General features: G+C 69.4%; 17 protein-coding genes. 15 read left to right on the top strand and 2 right to left on the bottom strand.

Annotation, left to right across the window (positions count from 1 at the left end; translation table 11 throughout):
* From A612_RS07115 to A612_RS07070, 10 genes are all read left to right on the top strand, one after another.
* Nucleotides 1-766: c-type cytochrome (locus A612_RS07115; protein ID WP_019373822.1), on the top strand; the 766-nt coding region annotated here is incomplete at its 5' end.
* On the top strand, nt 763-1,149 hold the full coding sequence (locus A612_RS07110; RefSeq protein WP_051001466.1) for a thioredoxin family protein: 387 nt from the start codon (nt 763-765) through the stop codon (nt 1,147-1,149). The genes A612_RS07115 and A612_RS07110, both read left to right, overlap by 4 nt.
* A gap of 228 nt (nt 1,150-1,377) precedes the next feature.
* On the top strand, nt 1,378-1,953 hold the full coding sequence (gene rimP / locus A612_RS07105) for a ribosome maturation factor RimP (protein ID WP_040436276.1): 576 nt from the start codon (nt 1,378-1,380) through the stop codon (nt 1,951-1,953).
* Nucleotides 1,954-2,036: 83 nt separating this feature from the next.
* A complete protein-coding gene (gene nusA / locus A612_RS07100; protein WP_019373819.1) occupies nt 2,037-3,524 on the top strand; it encodes a transcription termination factor NusA in 1,488 nt (495 codons plus the stop codon).
* Nucleotides 3,525-3,549: 25 nt separating this feature from the next.
* Nucleotides 3,550-6,357: a translation initiation factor IF-2 gene (gene infB, locus A612_RS07095; RefSeq protein ID WP_019373818.1), complete on the top strand. Its 2,808-nt coding sequence runs from the start codon at nt 3,550-3,552 to the stop codon at nt 6,355-6,357.
* A 21-nt stretch (nt 6,358-6,378) separates the two neighbouring features.
* Nucleotides 6,379-6,762 (top strand): 30S ribosome-binding factor RbfA, encoded by a 384-nt coding sequence (rbfA, locus tag A612_RS07090; RefSeq protein WP_019373817.1) that lies wholly within the window; start codon nt 6,379-6,381, stop codon nt 6,760-6,762.
* Entirely contained in the window at nt 6,759-7,754 is a 996-nt protein-coding gene (gene truB / locus A612_RS07085; RefSeq protein ID WP_019373816.1) for a tRNA pseudouridine(55) synthase TruB, read from the top strand. Before rbfA ends, truB begins: the two co-directional genes overlap by 4 nt.
* 17 nt (nt 7,755-7,771) lie before the next feature.
* Nucleotides 7,772-9,601, top strand: a complete 1,830-nt coding sequence (gene typA, locus A612_RS07080; protein WP_040436278.1) for a translational GTPase TypA — start codon at nt 7,772-7,774, stop codon at nt 9,599-9,601.
* Nucleotides 9,602-9,624: 23 nt separating this feature from the next.
* Nucleotides 9,625-10,533 carry a DMT family transporter gene (locus A612_RS07075; protein WP_019373814.1) on the top strand — a complete coding sequence of 303 codons (909 nt, stop codon included), beginning with the start codon at nt 9,625-9,627 and terminating at the stop codon, nt 10,531-10,533.
* On the top strand, nt 10,530-11,621 hold the full coding sequence (locus A612_RS07070; RefSeq protein ID WP_019373813.1) for an enoyl-CoA hydratase/isomerase family protein: 1,092 nt from the start codon (nt 10,530-10,532) through the stop codon (nt 11,619-11,621). The genes A612_RS07075 and A612_RS07070 overlap by 4 nt, the downstream gene beginning before the upstream one ends.
* Nucleotides 11,622-11,656: 35 nt before the next feature.
* Here the strand turns inward: A612_RS07070 and smpB are convergent, their stop codons facing one another.
* Nucleotides 11,657-12,130 (bottom strand): SsrA-binding protein SmpB, encoded by a 474-nt coding sequence (smpB, locus tag A612_RS07065; protein WP_019373812.1) that lies wholly within the window; start codon nt 12,128-12,130, stop codon nt 11,657-11,659.
* Between the two features lie 147 nt (nt 12,131-12,277).
* On the opposite strand from smpB, the gene A612_RS07060 reads away from it, so the two are divergent.
* The gene (locus A612_RS07060) at nt 12,278-12,718 is read left to right on the top strand and encodes a type II toxin-antitoxin system RatA family toxin (protein WP_019373811.1); all 441 of its coding nucleotides are present in this window, start codon (nt 12,278-12,280) and stop codon (nt 12,716-12,718) included.
* Nucleotides 12,711-13,067 carry an RnfH family protein gene (locus A612_RS07055; RefSeq protein WP_019373810.1) on the top strand — a complete coding sequence of 119 codons (357 nt, stop codon included), beginning with the start codon at nt 12,711-12,713 and terminating at the stop codon, nt 13,065-13,067. Before A612_RS07060 ends, A612_RS07055 begins: the two co-directional genes overlap by 8 nt.
* A 30-nt stretch (nt 13,068-13,097) precedes the next feature.
* Here A612_RS07055 and A612_RS07050 read toward each other — a convergent pair whose 3' ends face one another.
* Entirely contained in the window at nt 13,098-13,625 is a 528-nt protein-coding gene (locus tag A612_RS07050) for a DUF4124 domain-containing protein (protein WP_019373809.1), read from the bottom strand.
* A 105-nt stretch (nt 13,626-13,730) separates the two neighbouring features.
* On the opposite strand from A612_RS07050, the gene guaB reads away from it, so the two are divergent.
* The 3 genes from guaB (at nt 13,731) to A612_RS07035 (ending at nt 17,724) form a co-directional block, all read left to right on the top strand.
* Nucleotides 13,731-15,206 (top strand): IMP dehydrogenase, encoded by a 1,476-nt coding sequence (guaB, locus tag A612_RS07045; protein WP_019373808.1) that lies wholly within the window; start codon nt 13,731-13,733, stop codon nt 15,204-15,206.
* A 90-nt stretch (nt 15,207-15,296) separates the two neighbouring features.
* Nucleotides 15,297-16,913, top strand: coding sequence for a glutamine-hydrolyzing GMP synthase (guaA, locus tag A612_RS07040; RefSeq protein WP_019373807.1), 1,617 nt, complete (start codon nt 15,297-15,299; stop codon nt 16,911-16,913).
* A gap of 22 nt (nt 16,914-16,935) precedes the next feature.
* Nucleotides 16,936-17,724: an arylamine N-acetyltransferase family protein gene (locus A612_RS07035; RefSeq protein WP_040436277.1), complete on the top strand. Its 789-nt coding sequence runs from the start codon at nt 16,936-16,938 to the stop codon at nt 17,722-17,724.
* Nucleotides 17,725-17,817: the final 93 nt, after the last annotated feature.

Here is a 17,817-nt window from a genome sequence, read left to right as displayed (position 1 = left end):
CGGGCCGCCGCAGCCTGCGCCTGCGCAGGCCGTCTCCGCGCCGCTCGACCGCGGCGCCTACCTGGTGCAGGGCTTGGGCCACTGCGCCGCCTGCCACACGCCGCGCAATGCCTGGGGAGCGCCGCGCGCAGGCGCCGCGCTGGGCGGCGGGATGATCCCCTTGCAGGGGTGGTACGCCCCGGCGCTGGACGTGGCGCAGGAAGCCGGCGTCGCCGACTGGCCGCTCGACGAAGTGGTGGAATTGCTGCGCACCGGAACGACGCCGCGCGCCGGCGCCTCCGGCCCGATGGCGGCGGTGGTGTTCCAGAGCCTGCAGCACTGGAGCGAGGCCGACCTGCGCGCCACGGCCCAGTACCTGCAGGCGCTGCCCCAGCGCGCGGCGCCGCCCGTGCGCACCGAGGCCGCGGCGGCGGCCGAGATGGAGCTGGGCGGCAAGCTCTACGAGCAGCACTGTGCGCAATGCCACGGCGCGCGGGGCGAGGGCGGCGAAGGCGGAGCCTTTCCGCCGCTGGCCGGCAACCGCGCGGTGCTGCTGCGCGAGCCGACCAACCTGGTGCGCGTGGTGCTGCAGGGGGGCTACCTGCCCGCCACCGCCGGCAACCCGCGCCCCCACGGCATGCCACCGTTCACCCAGGTGCTCACCGACCGGGAAATCGCGGCCGTGCTGTCCTTCATCCGCAGCAGCTGGGGCAACCAGGCGGGCAAAGTCGATACGATCACGGTCCACCGCGCCCGCGAGCGGCGCGGCTCCTGGGGGCGGCAATGAGGGCAACAGGCAGGGGGGGTGCGCAAGGCGCGGCAGAGGCGGGCGCCGTGGGGGCCGGCTGGTGGCTGGTCTGCCTGTGCGCGCAGTGGTGTGGCGTGTGCCGGGAGTTTCGACCCGCCTTCGAGGCGCTGGCGCGCGAGGGCCTGCGCCTGGAATGGGTGGATGTGGAGGACGACGAAGACCTCGTGGGCGAGCTGGACATCGAAACCTTCCCGACGGTCTTGATCGCCGAGGGCTCCCGCGTGCGCTTCTTCGGCACCATCGTGCCGCAGGCCGGGGTGCTGACCCGGCTGCTGGAGAGCCTGCGCGCCACGGCGGGCCATGCCGCCGCGCCCGACGCCGGGGCGCAGGCACTGCTGGAGCGGATCATGGCCTCCCGCTGACCGGCCGGCAGGCTGCCCCGCAGCCCGTGGCATGCAAGATGCATGCCGCAGGGCTTTGCATTCCCTGGTTTTCGCGGATACAATACGCGCTTCACGACCAAACGGGCGGGTAGCAACCGCCCTTTTTTTTTGGCGTTTTCCCGATCGTGCGGGCGTGCGGATGCGCGCTTCGGGCCGGGAAGGCGGGCTTTTCACGCGCAATCATTCATTCGGGCAGAGCATAGACACGTGGCATTGCAGCAGATCGTTGAACAGACCGTGACCGGGCTGGGGTATGACCTGGTGGAGATCGAGCGCTCCGCAGGGGGCTTGCTGCGCATCACCATCGACATGCCCTGGACGCCGGGCCAGCCAGGTGAGCAGTTCATCACTGTCGAGGACTGCGAGAAAGTCACGCGCCAGCTGCAGTTTGCCCTGGAGGTCGAGGGCGTGGACTACCGCCGGCTGGAAGTTTCCTCGCCCGGCATCGATCGCCTGCTGCGCCATGAGCAGGATTTCGTGCGCTTCGAGGGCGAGGTGGTCGACCTCACCCTGCGCGAACCCATCGGGGCGGCTGCCAGCGCAGGCATCGCCGCCAACCGCAAGAAATTCCGCGGCACGCTCGAGCGCACCGAGGAGGGCGGGTGGCAGATCGTCTGGAGCGACGAGCCACCGCCCAAGCCGGGCCAGCGCGTGAGCAAGAAGCGCCCGCCGGCCCCCCTGCAGGCCCTGGGTTTCACGCTCGACGAGCTGCGCGAGGCGCGGCTGGCGCCCATCGTGAATTTCAAGGGCCGGGCGGCGAGGTCCGGGCCCGATCCGGACTGAAAGACCAGACACAAGCAAGCGAACGCGGGCTGCCGGCTGCACGCTCGGGGCCGCAAGGATTGAAGAACAGGAGAGTCGCCGTTATGAATCGCGAACTGTTGATGTTGGTGGATGCGATCTCGCGCGAGAAGAATGTCGAGCGCGACGTGGTGCTGGGCGCGGTCGAGTCCGCGCTCGCGCAGGCGACCAAGAAGCTCTACGAGGGCGAGGTCGACATCCGGGTGGCCATCGACCGCGACAGCGGCGAGTACGAGACCTTCCGCCGCTGGCTGGTGGTCCCCGACGACGCCGGTCTGCAGAACCCGGAGGCCGAGGAGCTGTTGATGGATGCGCGCGAGCGCGTGCCGGATATCGAGGTGGGCGACTACATCGAGGAGCCGGTCGAGTCGGTGCCGATCGGGCGCATCGGCGCCATGGCCGCCAAGCAGGTCATCCTGCAGAAAATCCGCGACGCCGAGCGCGAGATGCTGCTCAACGACTTCATGAGCCGCGGCGAGAAGATCTTCACCGGCACCGTCAAGCGCATGGACAAGGGCGACATCATCGTCGAGAGCGGCCGCGTCGAAGGCCGGCTGCGCCGCAGCGAGATGATCCCCAAGGAGAACCTGCGCAATGGCGACCGCGTGCGCGCCATGATCATGGACGTGGACACGACCTTGCGCGGCGCGCCCATCATCCTGTCGCGTTCGGCGCCCGAGTTCATGATCGAGCTGTTTCGCAACGAGGTGCCGGAGATCGAGCAGGGCCTGCTGGAGATCAAGAGCTGTGCGCGCGACCCCGGCAGCCGCGCAAAGATAGCCGTCGTCTCGCACGACCGGCGCGTGGACCCGATCGGCACCTGCGTGGGTGTGCGCGGCTCGCGCGTGAATGCCGTGACCAACGAGCTCGCCGGCGAGCGCGTGGACATCGTCCTGTGGTCCGACGATCCGGCGCAGTTCGTGATCGGCGCGCTGGCGCCTGCCAATGTGCAATCGATTGTGGTGGACGAGGAAAGGCACGCCATGGACGTGGTCGTGGACGAGGAGAACCTCGCCATCGCCATCGGCCGCGGCGGCCAGAACGTGCGCCTCGCGTCCGACCTGACGGGCTGGAAGATCAACATCATGGACGCCGCCGAGAGCGCGCAAAAACAGGCCGAGGAAACCGACGCGATACGCCGGCTCTTCATGGAGAAGCTCGACGTGGACCAGGAGATCGCCGACATCCTGATCGCCGAGGGCTTCGAGAGCCTGGAGGAAGTGGCCTACGTGCCGCTGCAGGAGATGCTGGAGATCGAGAGCTTCGACGAGGACACGGTAAGCGAGCTGCGCGCACGCGCCAAGGATGCGCTGCTGACCATGGAAATCGCCCGCGAGGCGAGCGTGAGCAGCGTCTCGCAGGACCTGCGCGAACTCGAGGGCGTGGACACCGAGCTGCTGGCGAAGCTGGCGGCCGGTGGCGTGAACACCCGCGACGATCTGGCCGATCTGGCCATCGACGAGCTGACCGAGCTGACCGGCCAGACGGAAGAAGAGGCCAAGGCCCTGATCATGAAGGCACGCGAGCACTGGTTCGACCAGGCGCAGGAGTAAAGGTCAGGGGAGGTACGAACGAAATATGTCGAACAACACTGTCGCCGAGTTCGCAGCCGAACTCAAACAATCGTCCCAGGAGCTTCTGGCCCAGCTCAAGTCTGCCGGTGTGTCCAAGGCGTCCGCCTCGGACGCGCTCACCGAGGCCGACAAGCAAAAGCTCCTGGCCTACCTGCAGGCCAGCCATGGCGCGCCCAGCCCTGACCGGCGCAAGATCACGCTGGTGAAGAAGTCCACCAGCGAGATCAAGCAGGCGGACGCCTCCGGCCGCGCCCGCACCATCCAGGTGGAGGTGCGCAAGAAGCGCACCTTCGTCAAGCGCGATGAGGTTGCCGAGGCGCCGCCGCCGCCGTCCGCCGAGGAGGTGGAGCTGGCGCGCCGCGCCGAGGAGGCGCGTCGCCAGGCCGAGCTGATCAGCCGCCAGGAAGCGGCCCTGGCCGAGGAGCGCGCCGAGCGTGAGCGCCGCGAGCAGCGCGAGCGCGAGGCGGAGGAGCGGGCTGCCGCCTACGCTGCCCAGCAGGCCGAGAAGAAGGCCCAGGAGAGCGCCGAGCGCGAGGAAGCGCGCCGCGAGGCCGAGGCGGAAGCCAAGGCGCGCGCCGAGGCGCAGGCCGAGGCGCGTGCCAAGGCCGAGGCCGAGTCGCAGGCCCGCGCCGCCGAGGAGGCCGCGCGCGCCGCCGACCTGGAGGAGCGCCGCCGCAAGGCGCTGGCCGAGGCCGAGGCGATCCGCGCCATGATGGCGGCGCCGCGCAAGGTGCTGGTGGCCAAGAAGCCCGAGGAAGCCAAGCCGGCGGCCAAGGCAGCCGGCACGGAGGCGAAGAAGGGCACGCTGCAGAAGCCGGCGACCGGGAGCGGCGCGGCTGCGGCGCGCACCGGCGCCGCACCCGCGGGCGGCAAGGAGCTCAAGTCGGCCAAGCTGTCGTCGAGCTGGGCGAACGACTCCACCAAGAAAAAGGAAATCAAGACCCGCGGCGACAGCAGCGGCGGCGTGGGCCGCGGCGGCTGGCGCAGCGGCCCGCGCGGGCGCCGTGGCGAGCGGGGCGACGAGCGCCAGCATGCCCCCGCGCCGGTGGAGTTCCGCGCGCTGGAAGTGCACGTGCCCGAGACCATCACGGTGGCAGAACTCGCGCACAAGATGGCCATCAAGGCGTCCGAACTGATCAAGGTGCTGATGAAGATGGGCCAGATGGTCACCATCAACCAGCCCCTGGACCAGGACACGGCCATGATCGTGGTCGAGGAGATGGGCCACACCGCCAAGGTGGCGGCGCTGGACGACCCGGAGGCCTTCACCGACGAGGAGATGTCCGGCCAGCAGGCCGAGGCCCTGCCGCGCGCGCCGGTGGTCACCGTCATGGGCCACGTGGACCACGGCAAGACTTCGCTCCTGGACTACATCCGCCGCGCCAAGGTCGCGCCCGGCGAGGCCGGCGGCATCACGCAGCACATCGGCGCCTACCACGTCGAGACGCCGCGCGGCATCGTCACCTTCCTCGATACCCCGGGCCACGAGGCCTTCACGGCGATGCGTGCCCGCGGCGCGCAGGCCACCGACATCGTGATCCTGGTCTGCGCGGCGGATGACGGCGTGATGCCGCAGACGCGCGAGGCCATCAAGCACGCCAAGGCGGCGGGCGTGCCGATCGTCGTGGCCATCACCAAGTCCGACAAGCACGAGGCCAACCCCGAGCGCGTCAAGCAGGAACTGGTGGCGGAAGAGGTGGTGCCCGAGGAATACGGCGGCGACTCGCCCTTCGTGGCCGTGTCGTCCAAGACCGGCATGGGCATCGACGAGCTGCTCGAGCAGGTGCTGCTGCAGGCCGAGGTGCTGGAGCTCAAGGCGCCGGTGGATGCCATGGCCAAGGGCCTGGTGATCGAGGCGCAGCTGGACAAGGGCCGCGGCCCGGTGGCCACCGTGCTGGTGCAGTCGGGCACGCTCAGGGTGGGCGACGTGGTGCTGGCCGGCCAGACCTTTGGCCGCGTGCGCGCCATGACCGACGAAAACGGCCAGAACACCAAGGAAGCCGGCCCCTCCATCCCGGTGGAGATCCAGGGCCTGTCCGAGGTGCCGCTGGCGGGCGATGACTTCATGGTGCTGCAGGACGAGCGCCGCGCCCGCGAGATCGCGACCTACCGCGCCGGCAAGTTCCGCAACACCAAGCTGGCCAAGCAGCAGGCGGCCAAGCTCGAGAACATGTTCGCCGACCTGCAGGCGGGCGAGGTGCAGAACCTGCCCATCATCATCAAGGCCGACGTGCAGGGCTCGCAGGAGGCGCTGGGGCAGTCGCTGCTCAAGCTCTCGACCGACGAGGTCAAGGTGCAGCTGGTGTATGCCGGCGTGGGCGGCATCAGCGAGTCCGACGTGAACCTGGCGCTGGCTTCCAAGGCCATCGTGATCGGCTTCAACGTGCGCGCCGACGCCGGCGCGAGAAAGCTCGCCGAGACGCATGGCGTGGACCTGCGCTACTACAGCGTCATCTACGACGCGGTGGAGGAGCTCAAGGTCGCCATGTCCGGCATGCTGGCACCCGAGCAGCGCGAGGAGGTCATCGGCATGGCCGAGATCCGCACGGTGTTCGTCGCCTCCAAGATCGGCACGGTGGCGGGCTCGTACATCACGCAGGGCATGGTGCACCGCAATGCGCGCTTCCGCCTGCTGCGCGACAACGTGGTCATCTACACCGGCGAGGTCGAGTCGCTGCGCCGCCACAAGGACGACGTCAAGGAAGTGCGCGAGGGCTTCGAGTGCGGCATCAAGCTGAAGAACTACAACGACATCCGCGAAGGCGATCAGCTGGAGTTCTTCGACATCAAGGAGATCGCGCGCACGCTGTGAGGCGGCGCGCCCAGTGCGACGATGGCGGCACGCAAGTCTTCTTCATCCGGCCAGCACCGCGGCTTCAAGGTCGCGGACCAGATCCAGCGCGACCTCACGGAATTGATCCGTGAGCTCAAGGACCCGCGCATCGGCATGGTCACGCTGCAGGGCGTGGACGTCACGCCCGACTACGCGCACGCGAAGGTCTTCTTCAGCGTGCTGGTGGGCGATGCCCAGGCGAGCGAGGAGGCGCTGAACCAGGCCGCGGGCTTCCTGCGCAACGGCCTGTTCAAGCGCCTGCACATCCACACCGTGCCGACGCTGCACTTCGTGTACGACCGCACCACCGAGCGCGCGGCCGACATGAACGCGCTGATCGCGCGCGCCGTGGCCTCGCGCTCCAAGGACGACGATCCGGCATGACCGCGCGCGCTCCCCGCACCCGGGTGCAGCGGCGCCCGGTGCACGGGGTGCTGCTGCTCGACAAGCCGCTGGGGCTGTCCTCCAACGACGCGCTGCAAAAGGCCAAGTGGCTGCTGCGCGCCGAGAAGGCCGGCCACACCGGCACGCTCGACCCGCTCGCCACCGGCGTGCTGCCGCTGTGCTTCGGTGCGGCCACCAAGTTCAGCCAGCTGCAGCTCGATGCGCCCAAGACCTACGAGGCGGTCGCGCTGCTGGGCACGACCACCAGCACCGGTGACGCCGAGGGCGAGGTGCGCGAACAGCGCGCCGTCGATCCGGCCCAGCTCGCGCCCGAGCGGCTGGCCGCCCTCCAGGCGCGCTTCACCGGCCGCATCTCCCAGGTGCCGCCGATGCACAGTGCGCTGAAAAAAGACGGCAAGGCGCTCTACGAATACGCCCGCGCCGGCGTGGAGGTCGAGCGCGCCGCGCGCGAGGTGGAGATCCTGCGTCTGGCGCTGGCGCCTTCCACCACCGAGGCCGGACAACCCGCCCTGCGCATCGAGGTGCATTGCAGCAAGGGCACCTACGTGCGGACCCTGGCCGAGGACCTCGGCGAGGCGCTGGGCTGCGGCGCGCACCTCGTCTCGCTGCGCCGCACCGGCACGGGCGGCCTGGGCCTGGCGGGTTGTGTCACGCTGGCGCAGCTCGAGGCCATGGACGAGGGCGCGCGCCTGGGCTGCGTGCTGCCGGTGCAGACGCTGCTGGCCGACCACACCGCCATCACCCTGGACGAGCAGGAGGCGGGCCGCTTCCTGACGGGCCTGCGCCGGCGCGGGCCCTGGCCCGATGCGCCGGCCGTCGCCGTGTACGCCGAGCGTCCCCGCGCGCTGCTGGGCGTGGGCCACGTGCGCGGCGGGGAATTGATCCCCGACCGGCTGCTCAGCCCGCTGGAGATCCAGCAGATCCTGCAAGGCGCGCCGAGCGCCGACCCCGCCTCCACTGGGGGCCATTGAACATCGACATGAACGCCATGAGCAAACAGATCCGCAACATCGCCATCATCGCCCACGTGGACCATGGCAAGACCACCATGGTCGACCAGCTGCTGCGCCAGTCCGGCACCTTCGCCGAGCACCAGAAGGTGGTGGACAGCGTGATGGACAGCAACGCCATCGAGCGCGAGCGTGGCATCACCATCCTCGCCAAGAACTGCGCCGTGTCCTGGAAGGGCACGCACATCAACATCCTGGACACGCCCGGCCACGCGGACTTCGGTGGTGAGGTGGAGCGTGCGCTGTCGATGGTCGACGGCGTGGTGCTCTTGATCGACGCCCAGGAAGGGCCGATGCCGCAGACGCGCTTCGTGACCAAGAAGGCGCTGGCGCTGGGCCTGAAGCCCATCGTCGTGGTCAACAAGGTCGACAAGCCGGGCGCCAACCCCGACAAGGTGGTGAACGCCGCCTTCGATCTGTTCGACAAGCTGGGCGCGACCGACGAGCAGCTCGACTTCCCCGTGGTCTACGCCTCGGGCATCAATGGCTGGAGCGCGCTCGAGCAGGGCCAGCCGGGCGAGCAGTGGGGACCCGACATGGCGCCGCTGTTCGAGACCATCCTGCAGCACGTGCCGCTGGCCGGAGGCGACGCCGCCGCGCCGCTGCAGCTGCAGGTCTCGGCGCTGGACTACTCCACCTTCGTCGGCCGCATCGGCGTGGGCCGCATCAATGCCGGCACGCTCAAGGCCGGCCAGGACGTGCTGGTCATGGCCGGCCCGGGCGGCGCCAGCTACCGCGGCCGCATCAACCAGATCCACCAGTTCCAGGGCCTGGACCGCGTGCAGGTGAGCGAGGCCGGCCCGGGCGAGATCGTGCTGGTCAATGGCATCGAGCACATCGGCATCGGCGAGACCATCACCGACCCGGCCAACCCGCAGCCCCGTCCGATGCTCAAGATCGATGAGCCGACGCTGGTCATGAACTTTGCCGTCAACACCTCGCCGCTGGCCGGGCGCGAGGGCAAGTACGTCACTAGCCGCCAGATCTGGGACCGGCTGCAGAAGGAGCTGCGCTCCAACGTCGCGCTGCGTGTCAAGGAAACCGACGAGGACGGCGTGTTCGAGGTCGCCGGCCGGGGCGAGCTGCACCTGACCATCCTGCTCGAGGAAATGCGCCGCGAAGGCTATGAATTGGCCGTCTCCAAGCCGCGCGTGGTCTTCAAGGACATCGATGGGGTGCGCTGCGAACCGATCGAGCTGGTGACTGTCGACATCGAGGAAGGCCACCAGGGCAGCGTGATGCAGGCGCTCGGCGAGAGGAAGGGCGAGCTCACCAACATGGAGAGCGACGGGCGCGGCCGCGTGCGGCTGGAGTACCGCATCCCGGCGCGCGGGCTGATCGGCTTCACCACCGAGTTCCTGAACCTGACGCGCGGCTCGGGCCTGATCTCCAACATCTTCGACGGCTACGAGCCGCACAAGGGCGAGATCGGCGGGCGCAAGAACGGCGTGCTGATCAGCATGGACGACGGCGAGATCATCACCTACGCCCTGGGCAAGCTCGACGACCGGGGCCGCATGTTCGTGCGGCCGGGCGATCCGGTGTACGAGGGCATGATCGTCGGCATCCACAGCCGCGACAACGACCTGGTGGTGAACGCTACGCGCACCAAGCAGCTCACCAACTTCCGCGTCAGCGGCAAGGAAGATGCCATCAAGATCACGCCGCCCATCGACCTGACGCTGGAATATGGCGTGGAATTCATCGAGGACGACGAGCTGGTGGAGATCACGCCCAAGAGCATCCGCCTGAGGAAGCGCCACCTCAAGGAGCACGAGAGGAAGCGCGCCAGCCGCGAGTCCGCCTGAGGCCAGCGAGCGCCCGCACCGCCATGAGCACCGCCGCCCTGCCCACCGGAGCTCCCGCCGGCCTGACGCACGGCCGCGCCGTCTGGCTGATGGCGACGGCGGCGCTGATGTGGTCGATCGCTGGCGTGGTGACGCGCCACCTGGAGCAGGCGCGCAGCTTCGAGATCACCTTCTGGCGCAGCTTCTTCATGCTGCTGTCGCTGTGCGTGATGCTGCCACTGCTGCGCGGGCGCACGGCTTTCGCGCCGCTGCTGCGTGGCGGGGTGCCGCTGTGGCTGTCGGGTGTGTGCTGGAGCGTGATGTTCACCGCGTTCATGGTCGGCATCACGCTGATGCCGGTGGCGAACGTGCTGGTGACCATGGCGGCCGGGCCGCTGCTCACGGCCCTGGTGGCGCGGGTGTTCATCGGCCACCGCATCGCGCCGCGCACTTGGGGCGCGATCGCCATGGCGGGGGTCGGCATCGTGTGGATGTACGGCTCCGAGGTGGCGAACCTCTCGCCGGTGGGGCTGGCGGTGGCGCTGTGCATTCCGGTGGCGGCAGCGGTCAACTGGACCGTGGTGCAGAGCGGCCAGCGCCAGGGCCAGTCGGTGGATCTGGTGCCGGCGGTCTTCGTGGGCGCGGCGCTGTCGAGCCTGGCTACGCTGCCCTGGGCGCTGCCCTTTGTCGCCTCCGCGCGCGACATCGGCCTGCTGGCCCTGCTGGGTCTGGTCCAATTGGCGATTCCGTGCGTGCTCGTGGTCTATTGCGGCCGCGTGCTCAAGGCGCCGGAAATCGCACTGCTCGGGCTGCTGGAGGTGATCTTCGGCATCCTGCTGGCTTGGGTGGGCGCCGGCGAGCGCCCGGCGCCGGCCGTCCTGATGGGCGGCACGCTGGTCATCGCCGCGCTGGTTTTCAACGAACTGCTTGCATGGAAGGAACAAGGGACATGACGACGACGACGGCCGAGGTGCTGACCGAGGTGCGCGGCCAGGTGGGCTGCATCACGCTGAACCGCCCGCGCGCGCTCAATGCGCTGTCGCTGGACATGGTGCGCGCGCTGATGGCGGCGCTGCTGGCCTGGCAGAAGGACGACAAGGTGCTGGCCGTGGCGATCCGCGGCAACGGTCGGGAAGGCCCCTTCGGCGCCTTCTGCGCGGGCGGCGACATCCGCTTCCTGCACGCCGCGGGCAAGGACGGCAACCCGCAGCTGGAAGACTTCTTCACCGAGGAATACGCCCTCAACCACCTGATCCACAACTTCGGCAAGCCCTACATCGCCTTCATGGACGGGATCGTCATGGGCGGCGGCATGGGCATCAGCCAGGGCGGCACGCAGCGCATCGTCACCGAGCGCACCAAGATGGCCATGCCCGAGACCATCATCGGGCTGTTCCCGGACGTGGGCGGCGGCTACTTCCTGTCGCGCTGCCCGGGGCGTGTGGGTGAATGGCTGGCGCTCACGGGCGACACCATCGGCCCGGCGGACGCCATCGCCTTCGGGCTGGCGGACGGCCACCTGCCCGCCGCGCAGCAGGAAGCCGTGTGGGAAGGGCTGGGGGCGCGCGACTTCGCCGATGGGGCCGCCGTCGAGCAGTGGGTCGCCTCGCACTTCACTGATCCCGGCCCTGTCCAGGTCACGACCCGCAGCGAGATCGACCGCTACTTCGCGCTGGACAGCGCCACCGCCATCGTGCAGGCCCTGGAAGGCGCCTCCGGCGAGTGGGAGCAGCAGACGGCCGCTGCGCTGCGCAAGCGCTCGCCGCTGATGCTGCACGTGGTGCTCGAGCAGATCCGCCGTGCGCGGAGCATGGGCCTGGCCGACGACCTGCGCATGGAGCGCGACATGGTGCGCCACTGCTTCTACCTGCGTCCCGGCCAGAGCGAGACGGTGGAAGGCATCCGCGCGCTGGCCGTGGACAAGGACCACAGCCCGAAGTGGAACCCTGCCCGCGTGGAGGACGTGGATCCGCAGCTGGTGCAGGCTTTCTTCCAGAGCCCCTGGCCGGCGCACGCGCACCCCCTGGCGGCGCTCGACTGAGGCGGACGGCGGGCCGCCAGCGGCCCGCGCCGTGCTCAGCGGTGGCGGCTCTTCATGGCGCGTTCCACCTCGCGCTTGCCTTCGCGCTCGCGGATGGTGTCGCGCTTGTCGCGTTCCGCCTTGCCCTTGGCGAGCGCGATCTCGCACTTGGCGCGACCGTTCTTCCAGTACAGCTTGAGCGGCACCAGGGTGTAGCCCTTCTGCTCCACCTTGCCGATCAGGCGTCGGATCTCGTCCTTGTGCATCAGCAGCTTCTTGGTGCGCGCCGCCTCCGGGCTGACGTGCGTGGAAGCGGTCTTGAGCGGGTTGATCTGGCAGCCGATCAGGAACAGCTCGCCGTCCTTGATCGTTACGTAGCCATCGGTCAGCTGCGCCTTGCCGGCGCGCAGCGCCTTCACCTCCCAGCCGTGCAGCACCATGCCGGCCTCGTGGCGTTCCTCGAAGAAATAATTGAATGCCGCCTTCTTGTTCTCGGCGATGCGCGGGTTCGGATCGGGTTTCTTGGCCATGGCTTCTCATATGCGGCGCAAACCGGAAGAACAAAGGCCTTCCCTACAATGCTTGTCGTCCCGCGCTGTCGATTCTAGGGGGCGGGCCGGCGCACACTGTTCTTTCGCGCGTTCCTCGCCCATGGCCCATCCAAGCCCCCCGCCTGCATGAAAACCGTCAACAAATCCGTTCTGATCTGGTACAGCCCCGAGGAAATGTTCGCCCTCGTCACCGACGTGGCGCGCTACCCGCAGTTCCTGCCCTGGTGCGATCATGCGCGCGTGCTGGAAGAGCACGAGCTTGGCATGACGGCCGAAGTCGGCATCGCCTTTGGCGGCATCAAGAAGGCCTTCGTCACGCGCAACACGCACGAGCCTGGCCGGCGCGTGCAGCTGGAACTGGTGGAAGGGCCGTTCTCGCAGCTGCATGGCGACTGGCGCTTCCATCCGGTGGGCGACGGCACCCAGCGCGCCTGCCGGGTGGAGCTGATCCTGAGCTACGGCTTTGACAGCCGCGCGCTGGCGGCGGTGGTCGGCCCGGTCTTCGACCGCATCGCCGCCACGCTGGTCGACGCCTTCATCAAGCGCGCCGAACAGGTCTATGGCTGAAGCCGGGCCGGCCAGCGGGCAGGGGCAGGTGCAGGTGACGGTCTGCGCTTCGCTTGCGCCCGGCACCGCGCAGGAGTGGCAGCTGCAGTTGCCGCAGGGGGCGACGGTGGGCGATGCGCTGAACGCCGCGGGGCTGGCCCCGGGGGGCGACCTGCCGGAGCTGGCCTTCGGCATCTGGGGCCGGCCCGTGGGGCCCGAGGAGCGGCTGTGCGATGGCGACCGGCTGGAATGCTGCCGCCCGCTGACGGTGGACCCGAAGGTGGCGCGCCGCCAGCGCTTTGCCCGCCAGGGCGCCCGGGCGGCCGGGTTGTTCGCCAAGCGGCGCCCGGGAGCGAAGCCGGGTTACTGAAGAAGGCGCCTTGCAACCGATGGCGCCGGCTCAGCGGCAGTCGGAGGCGATGACCGACTGCGCACGCCGCAGCTCGGCCGCGCGCGTGGCATCGTCCATGACCACGCGCTCACCCTGCGCGTTGATGTGCGCCAGCGGGGCGCCGGAGCCGAGGGTCGTCGCCATGCGGCGTGCCTGGGTGCAGTTCTCGGCCCGAAGGCGGGCCGCCCGCTCGGCGCGGGCCTTCTCCTCGGCCTCCAGGCGCGCCGCCTCGGCAGCTTCCGCCTTGGCCTTCTTCGCCTCGAGCTCCTTGTCCTGCCGGGAGGGTTGGGGGGGCGCCGGTTCGCCAGCGGCGCCCGCGCCCTCGGTGCCGTCCTGCGGCGCTGGGGCGGCGGCGGGCGCGAAGGTGGCGGCCCGTTGATGGGGCTGCTTCAGGATGTTCCTGTCGGGCACGTCCTGGGGCGGCGGGCGGTCGCTGAAGACCTTGCGGCCGTCCTTGTCGATCCATTGCCACTGCGCGGAGGCGCCCAGCGTGAAGGCGCCCGCCAGCGCCAGGAGCAAAAGCTTCTTGACTTGCATGGCGGGCAGTGTAGCCCGCGCTCCCGGCCGGCCGCCAGCGTTGCGCACGACCGGGCCGACGGCCCGTCGTACCCTGGATACAATCCGGTTTTTGGAGCGAAACTCATGCGCCTTCTTGGAAAAGCGCTCACCTTCGACGATGTGTTGCTGGTGCCGGCGTACTCCCAGGTCCTCCCGAAGGACACCTCGCTTGCCACGCGTTTCTCGCGCAACATCCCCCTGAACCTGCCGCTGGTGTCCGCCGCCATGGACACCGTGACCGAGGCGCGCCTGGCGATCGCCATCGCGCAGGAGGGCGGCATCGGCGTCATCCACAAGAACATGACGGCCGAGCAGCAGGCGGCAGAAGTCTCCAAGGTCAAGCGCCACGAATCCGGCGTGGTCCACGATCCGGTGGTCATCACCCCCGAGCACACGGTGCTGCAGGTGCTCGAACTCTCGGAGAACCTGGGCATCTCGGGCTTTCCGGTGTGCGACGGCGGCAAGGTGGTCGGCATCGTCACCAGCCGCGACGTGCGCTTCGAGACGCGCTACGACGTCAAGGTGCGCGAGATCATGACGCCGCGCGAGCGCCTGATCACCGTCAACGAAAAGGACGGCACCACGCCCGCCGAGGCCAAGGCGCTGCTCAACCGCCACAAGCTCGAGCGCCTGCTGGTGGTGAACGACGCCTTCGAGCTGAAGGGCCTGATCACCGTCAAGGACATCAACAAGCAGACCAGCTTCCCGAACGCCGCGCGCGACGCCGCCGGCAGCCTGCGCGTGGCCGCCGCCGTGGGCGTGGGCCCGGGCACCGAGGAGCGCGTCGAGTTGCTGGTCAAGGCGGGCGTCGATGCGCTGGTGGTGGACACGGCGCATGGCCACTCCAAGGGCGTGATCGAGCGCGTGCGCTGGGTCAAGCAGAACTATCCCCAGGTGGACGTGGTCGGCGGCAACATCGCCACCGGTGCGGCTGCCCTGGCGCTGGTCGAGGCCGGCGCGGACGCCGTGAAGGTCGGCATCGGCCCCGGCTCCATCTGCACCACGCGCATCGTCGCCGGTGTGGGCGTGCCGCAGATCATGGCCATCGACAGCGTGGCCACGGCGCTCAAGGGCACGGGCGTGCCCCTGATCGCCGACGGCGGCATCCGCTTCTCGGGCGACATCGCCAAGGCCCTGGCGGCCGGCGCCTCCACCGTGATGATGGGCGGCATGTTCGCCGGCACCGAGGAAGCCCCCGGCGAGGTCATCCTCTACCAGGGCCGCAGCTACAAGAGCTACCGCGGCATGGGCTCGATCGGCGCCATGCAGCAGGGCAGCGCCGACCGCTACTTCCAGGAAGCCACCACCGGCAACCCGCACGCCGACAAGCTGGTGCCCGAGGGCATCGAGGGCCGCGTGCCCTACAAGGGCTCGATGGTCTCCATCGTGTTCCAGATGGCCGGCGGCGTGCGCGCGGCCATGGGCTACTGCGGCTGCGCGACGATTGCCGAGATGAACGAACGCGCCGAGTTCGTCGAGATCACGGCCGCCGGCATCCGCGAATCGCACGTGCACGACGTGCAGATCGTCAAGGAAGCGCCCAACTACCGCGCCGATTGAGCGCCCGAAGCCGCCCAGGCCCGAACGCCCCCGACCGGCCTTCGGGCCTTTGTCTTTTCATCCCACCGCCTGCCAGCCAGCCCGCCCGCCATGCAACACGACAAGATCCTCATCCTCGACTTCGGCTCCCAGCTCACCCAGCTCATCGCCCGGCGCGTGCGCGAGGCGCAGGTGTACTGCGAGGTGCACCCCTGCGACGTGGGCAGCGACTGGGTGCGGGAATTTGCCGCGGACGGACGCCTCAAGGGCGTGATCCTGTCGGGCAGCCACGCCAGCACCTACGAGGTCGATGACCGTGCGCCCGACGCCGTGTTCGAGCTCGGCCTGCCGGTGCTGGGCATCTGCTACGGCATGCAGACCATGGCCCTGCAGCTGGGCGGCAAGGTGGAGGGCTCGCCCAGCCGCGAGTTCGGCTACGCCGAGGTGCGCGCGCACGGCCACACGCAGCTGCTCAAGGACATCCAGGACTTCGCCACGCCCGAGGGCCACGGGATGCTGAAGGTGTGGATGAGCCACGGCGACAAGGTCACGGAGCTGCCGCCGGGCTTCAGGCTGATGGCCTCCACCGCCTCGTGCCCGATCGCCGGCATGGCCGACGAAGCGCGGCGCTTCTATGGCGTGCAGTTCCACCCCGAGGTCACGCACACGCCCCAGGGCGCGGCGCTGCTGGCGCGCTTCGTGCTACAGATCTGCGGCGCGCGCCCGGACTGGGTCATGGGCAACTACGTGGACGAGGCCGTGGCCCGCATCCGCGCCCAGGTGGGCGACCAGGAAGTGCTGCTGGGCCTGTCGGGGGGGGTGGATTCGAGCGTGGCCGCGGCGCTGATCCACCGCGCCATCGGCGACCGGCTGACCTGCGTGTTCGTGGACCACGGGCTGCTGCGCCTGAACGAGGGCGACATGGTCATGGAGATGATCGCCGGCAAGCTGCACGCGCGCGTGATCCGCGTGGACGCCAGCGAGCTGTTCCTCGACAGGCTGGCGGGCGTGAGCGACCCGGAGCACAAGCGCAAGACCATCGGCAACCTGTTCGTCGATGTCTTCAAGGCGGAGGCCGCGAAGCTGCGTGCGGCCGGCGGTGGCCACGAGGGCATCCGCTTCCTCGCGCAGGGCACCATCTACCCGGACGTGATCGAGTCCGGCGGCGGCAAGGGCAAGAAGGCCGTCACCATCAAGAGCCATCACAACGTGGGCGGGCTGCCGGAGCAGCTCGGGCTGGAGCTGCTGGAGCCGCTGCGCGACCTGTTCAAGGACGAGGTGCGCGAGCTGGGCTTGGCGCTGGGTCTGCCGCGCGAGATGGTCTATCGCCATCCCTTCCCGGGGCCGGGCCTGGGCGTGCGCATCCTGGGGGAGGTGAAAAGGGAATACGCCGACCTGCTGCGCCGCGCCGATGCAATTTTCATCGAGGAGCTGCGCAACACCGTGGATCCGGCGACGGGCAAGAGCTGGTACGAGCTGACCAGCCAGGCCTTCACGGTGTTCCTGCCGGTCAAGAGCGTGGGCGTGATGGGCGACGGGCGCACCTACGACCACGTGGTGGCGCTGCGCGCGGTGCAGACCACGGATTTCATGACGGCGGACTGGGCCGAGCTGCCGTACGCGCTGCTCAAGCGCGTGTCGAGCCGCATCATCAACGAGGTGCGCGGCATCAACCGCGTGACCTACGACGTGTCGAGCAAGCCGCCGGCGACGATCGAGTGGGAGTGAGCGCCCGGGCATGATCGCGCCCATGCAGTCAGGCGCTTACCTCACCCGCATCGGTCACGAGGGCCCCGCACCCGCGACGGTCCAGACCTTGCACGCGCTCACGCGCGCCCACACGCAGGCCATTCCCTTCGAGAATATCGACGTGCTGCTGGGCCGGCCGGTGCGGCTGGAGTCGGCAGCCGTCTTCGACAAGCTGGTGCACCAGCGGCGCGGCGGCTATTGCTTCGAGCAGAACGGCCTGTTCCTGCGGGTGCTCCAGGAACTGGGCTTCAGCGCCACCGGCCTGGGCGCACGCGTGCGCCTGTGCACGCCCGACCGCAGCGAGATCCCGGCGCGCACGCACCTGCTGGTGTGTGTGGAGCTGCAAGGTGAGCGCTGGCTCACGGACGTGGGCTTCGGCGCGCTGTCGCTCACGCAGGCCCTGCGCTGGGAGCACGGCCTCGTGCAGGATACGCCGCACGATCGGCGCCGGCTGGTGCACGAGGACGGCCGCTGGTTCCATCAGGTCTGGCAGGAAGGCGGCTGGGTGGACGTCTACGAATTCACCGGCGAGCCCATGCCGGAGAGCGACCGGAAGGTGGCGAACTGGTACACCAGCACGCACCCGGAATCGACCTTCATGGGCCAATTGATGGTGGCCCGGGCCCTGCCGGATGGCGGGCGGCTTACCATGGTGGGCAATGAACTGCGGCGGCGCCATCCGGACGGGCACATGGATGCGCGCCCCGTGGCGCCGGAGCAATTGCACGGCGTGTTGCTCGAACACTTCGGCATCCGCTGGCCGGGCGAGGCCGCCCCTTCACAGGATTGACCATGGCAAGCATTTCCTTCTTCACCCACCGTGCTGCAGGGCTCGCCTTGACCGTTGCGGCCCTGGCGGCGGCCGGCTGCGCCAGCAGCGGCC

It is taken from the genome of Melaminivora alkalimesophila (assembly GCF_000282995.1).
GTDB classification, from domain to species: domain Bacteria; phylum Pseudomonadota; class Gammaproteobacteria; order Burkholderiales; family Burkholderiaceae_C; genus Melaminivora; species Melaminivora alkalimesophila.
The sequence above is the reverse complement of the archived record's forward strand: the minus strand, read 5'-3'. Positions and strand labels throughout refer to the sequence as shown.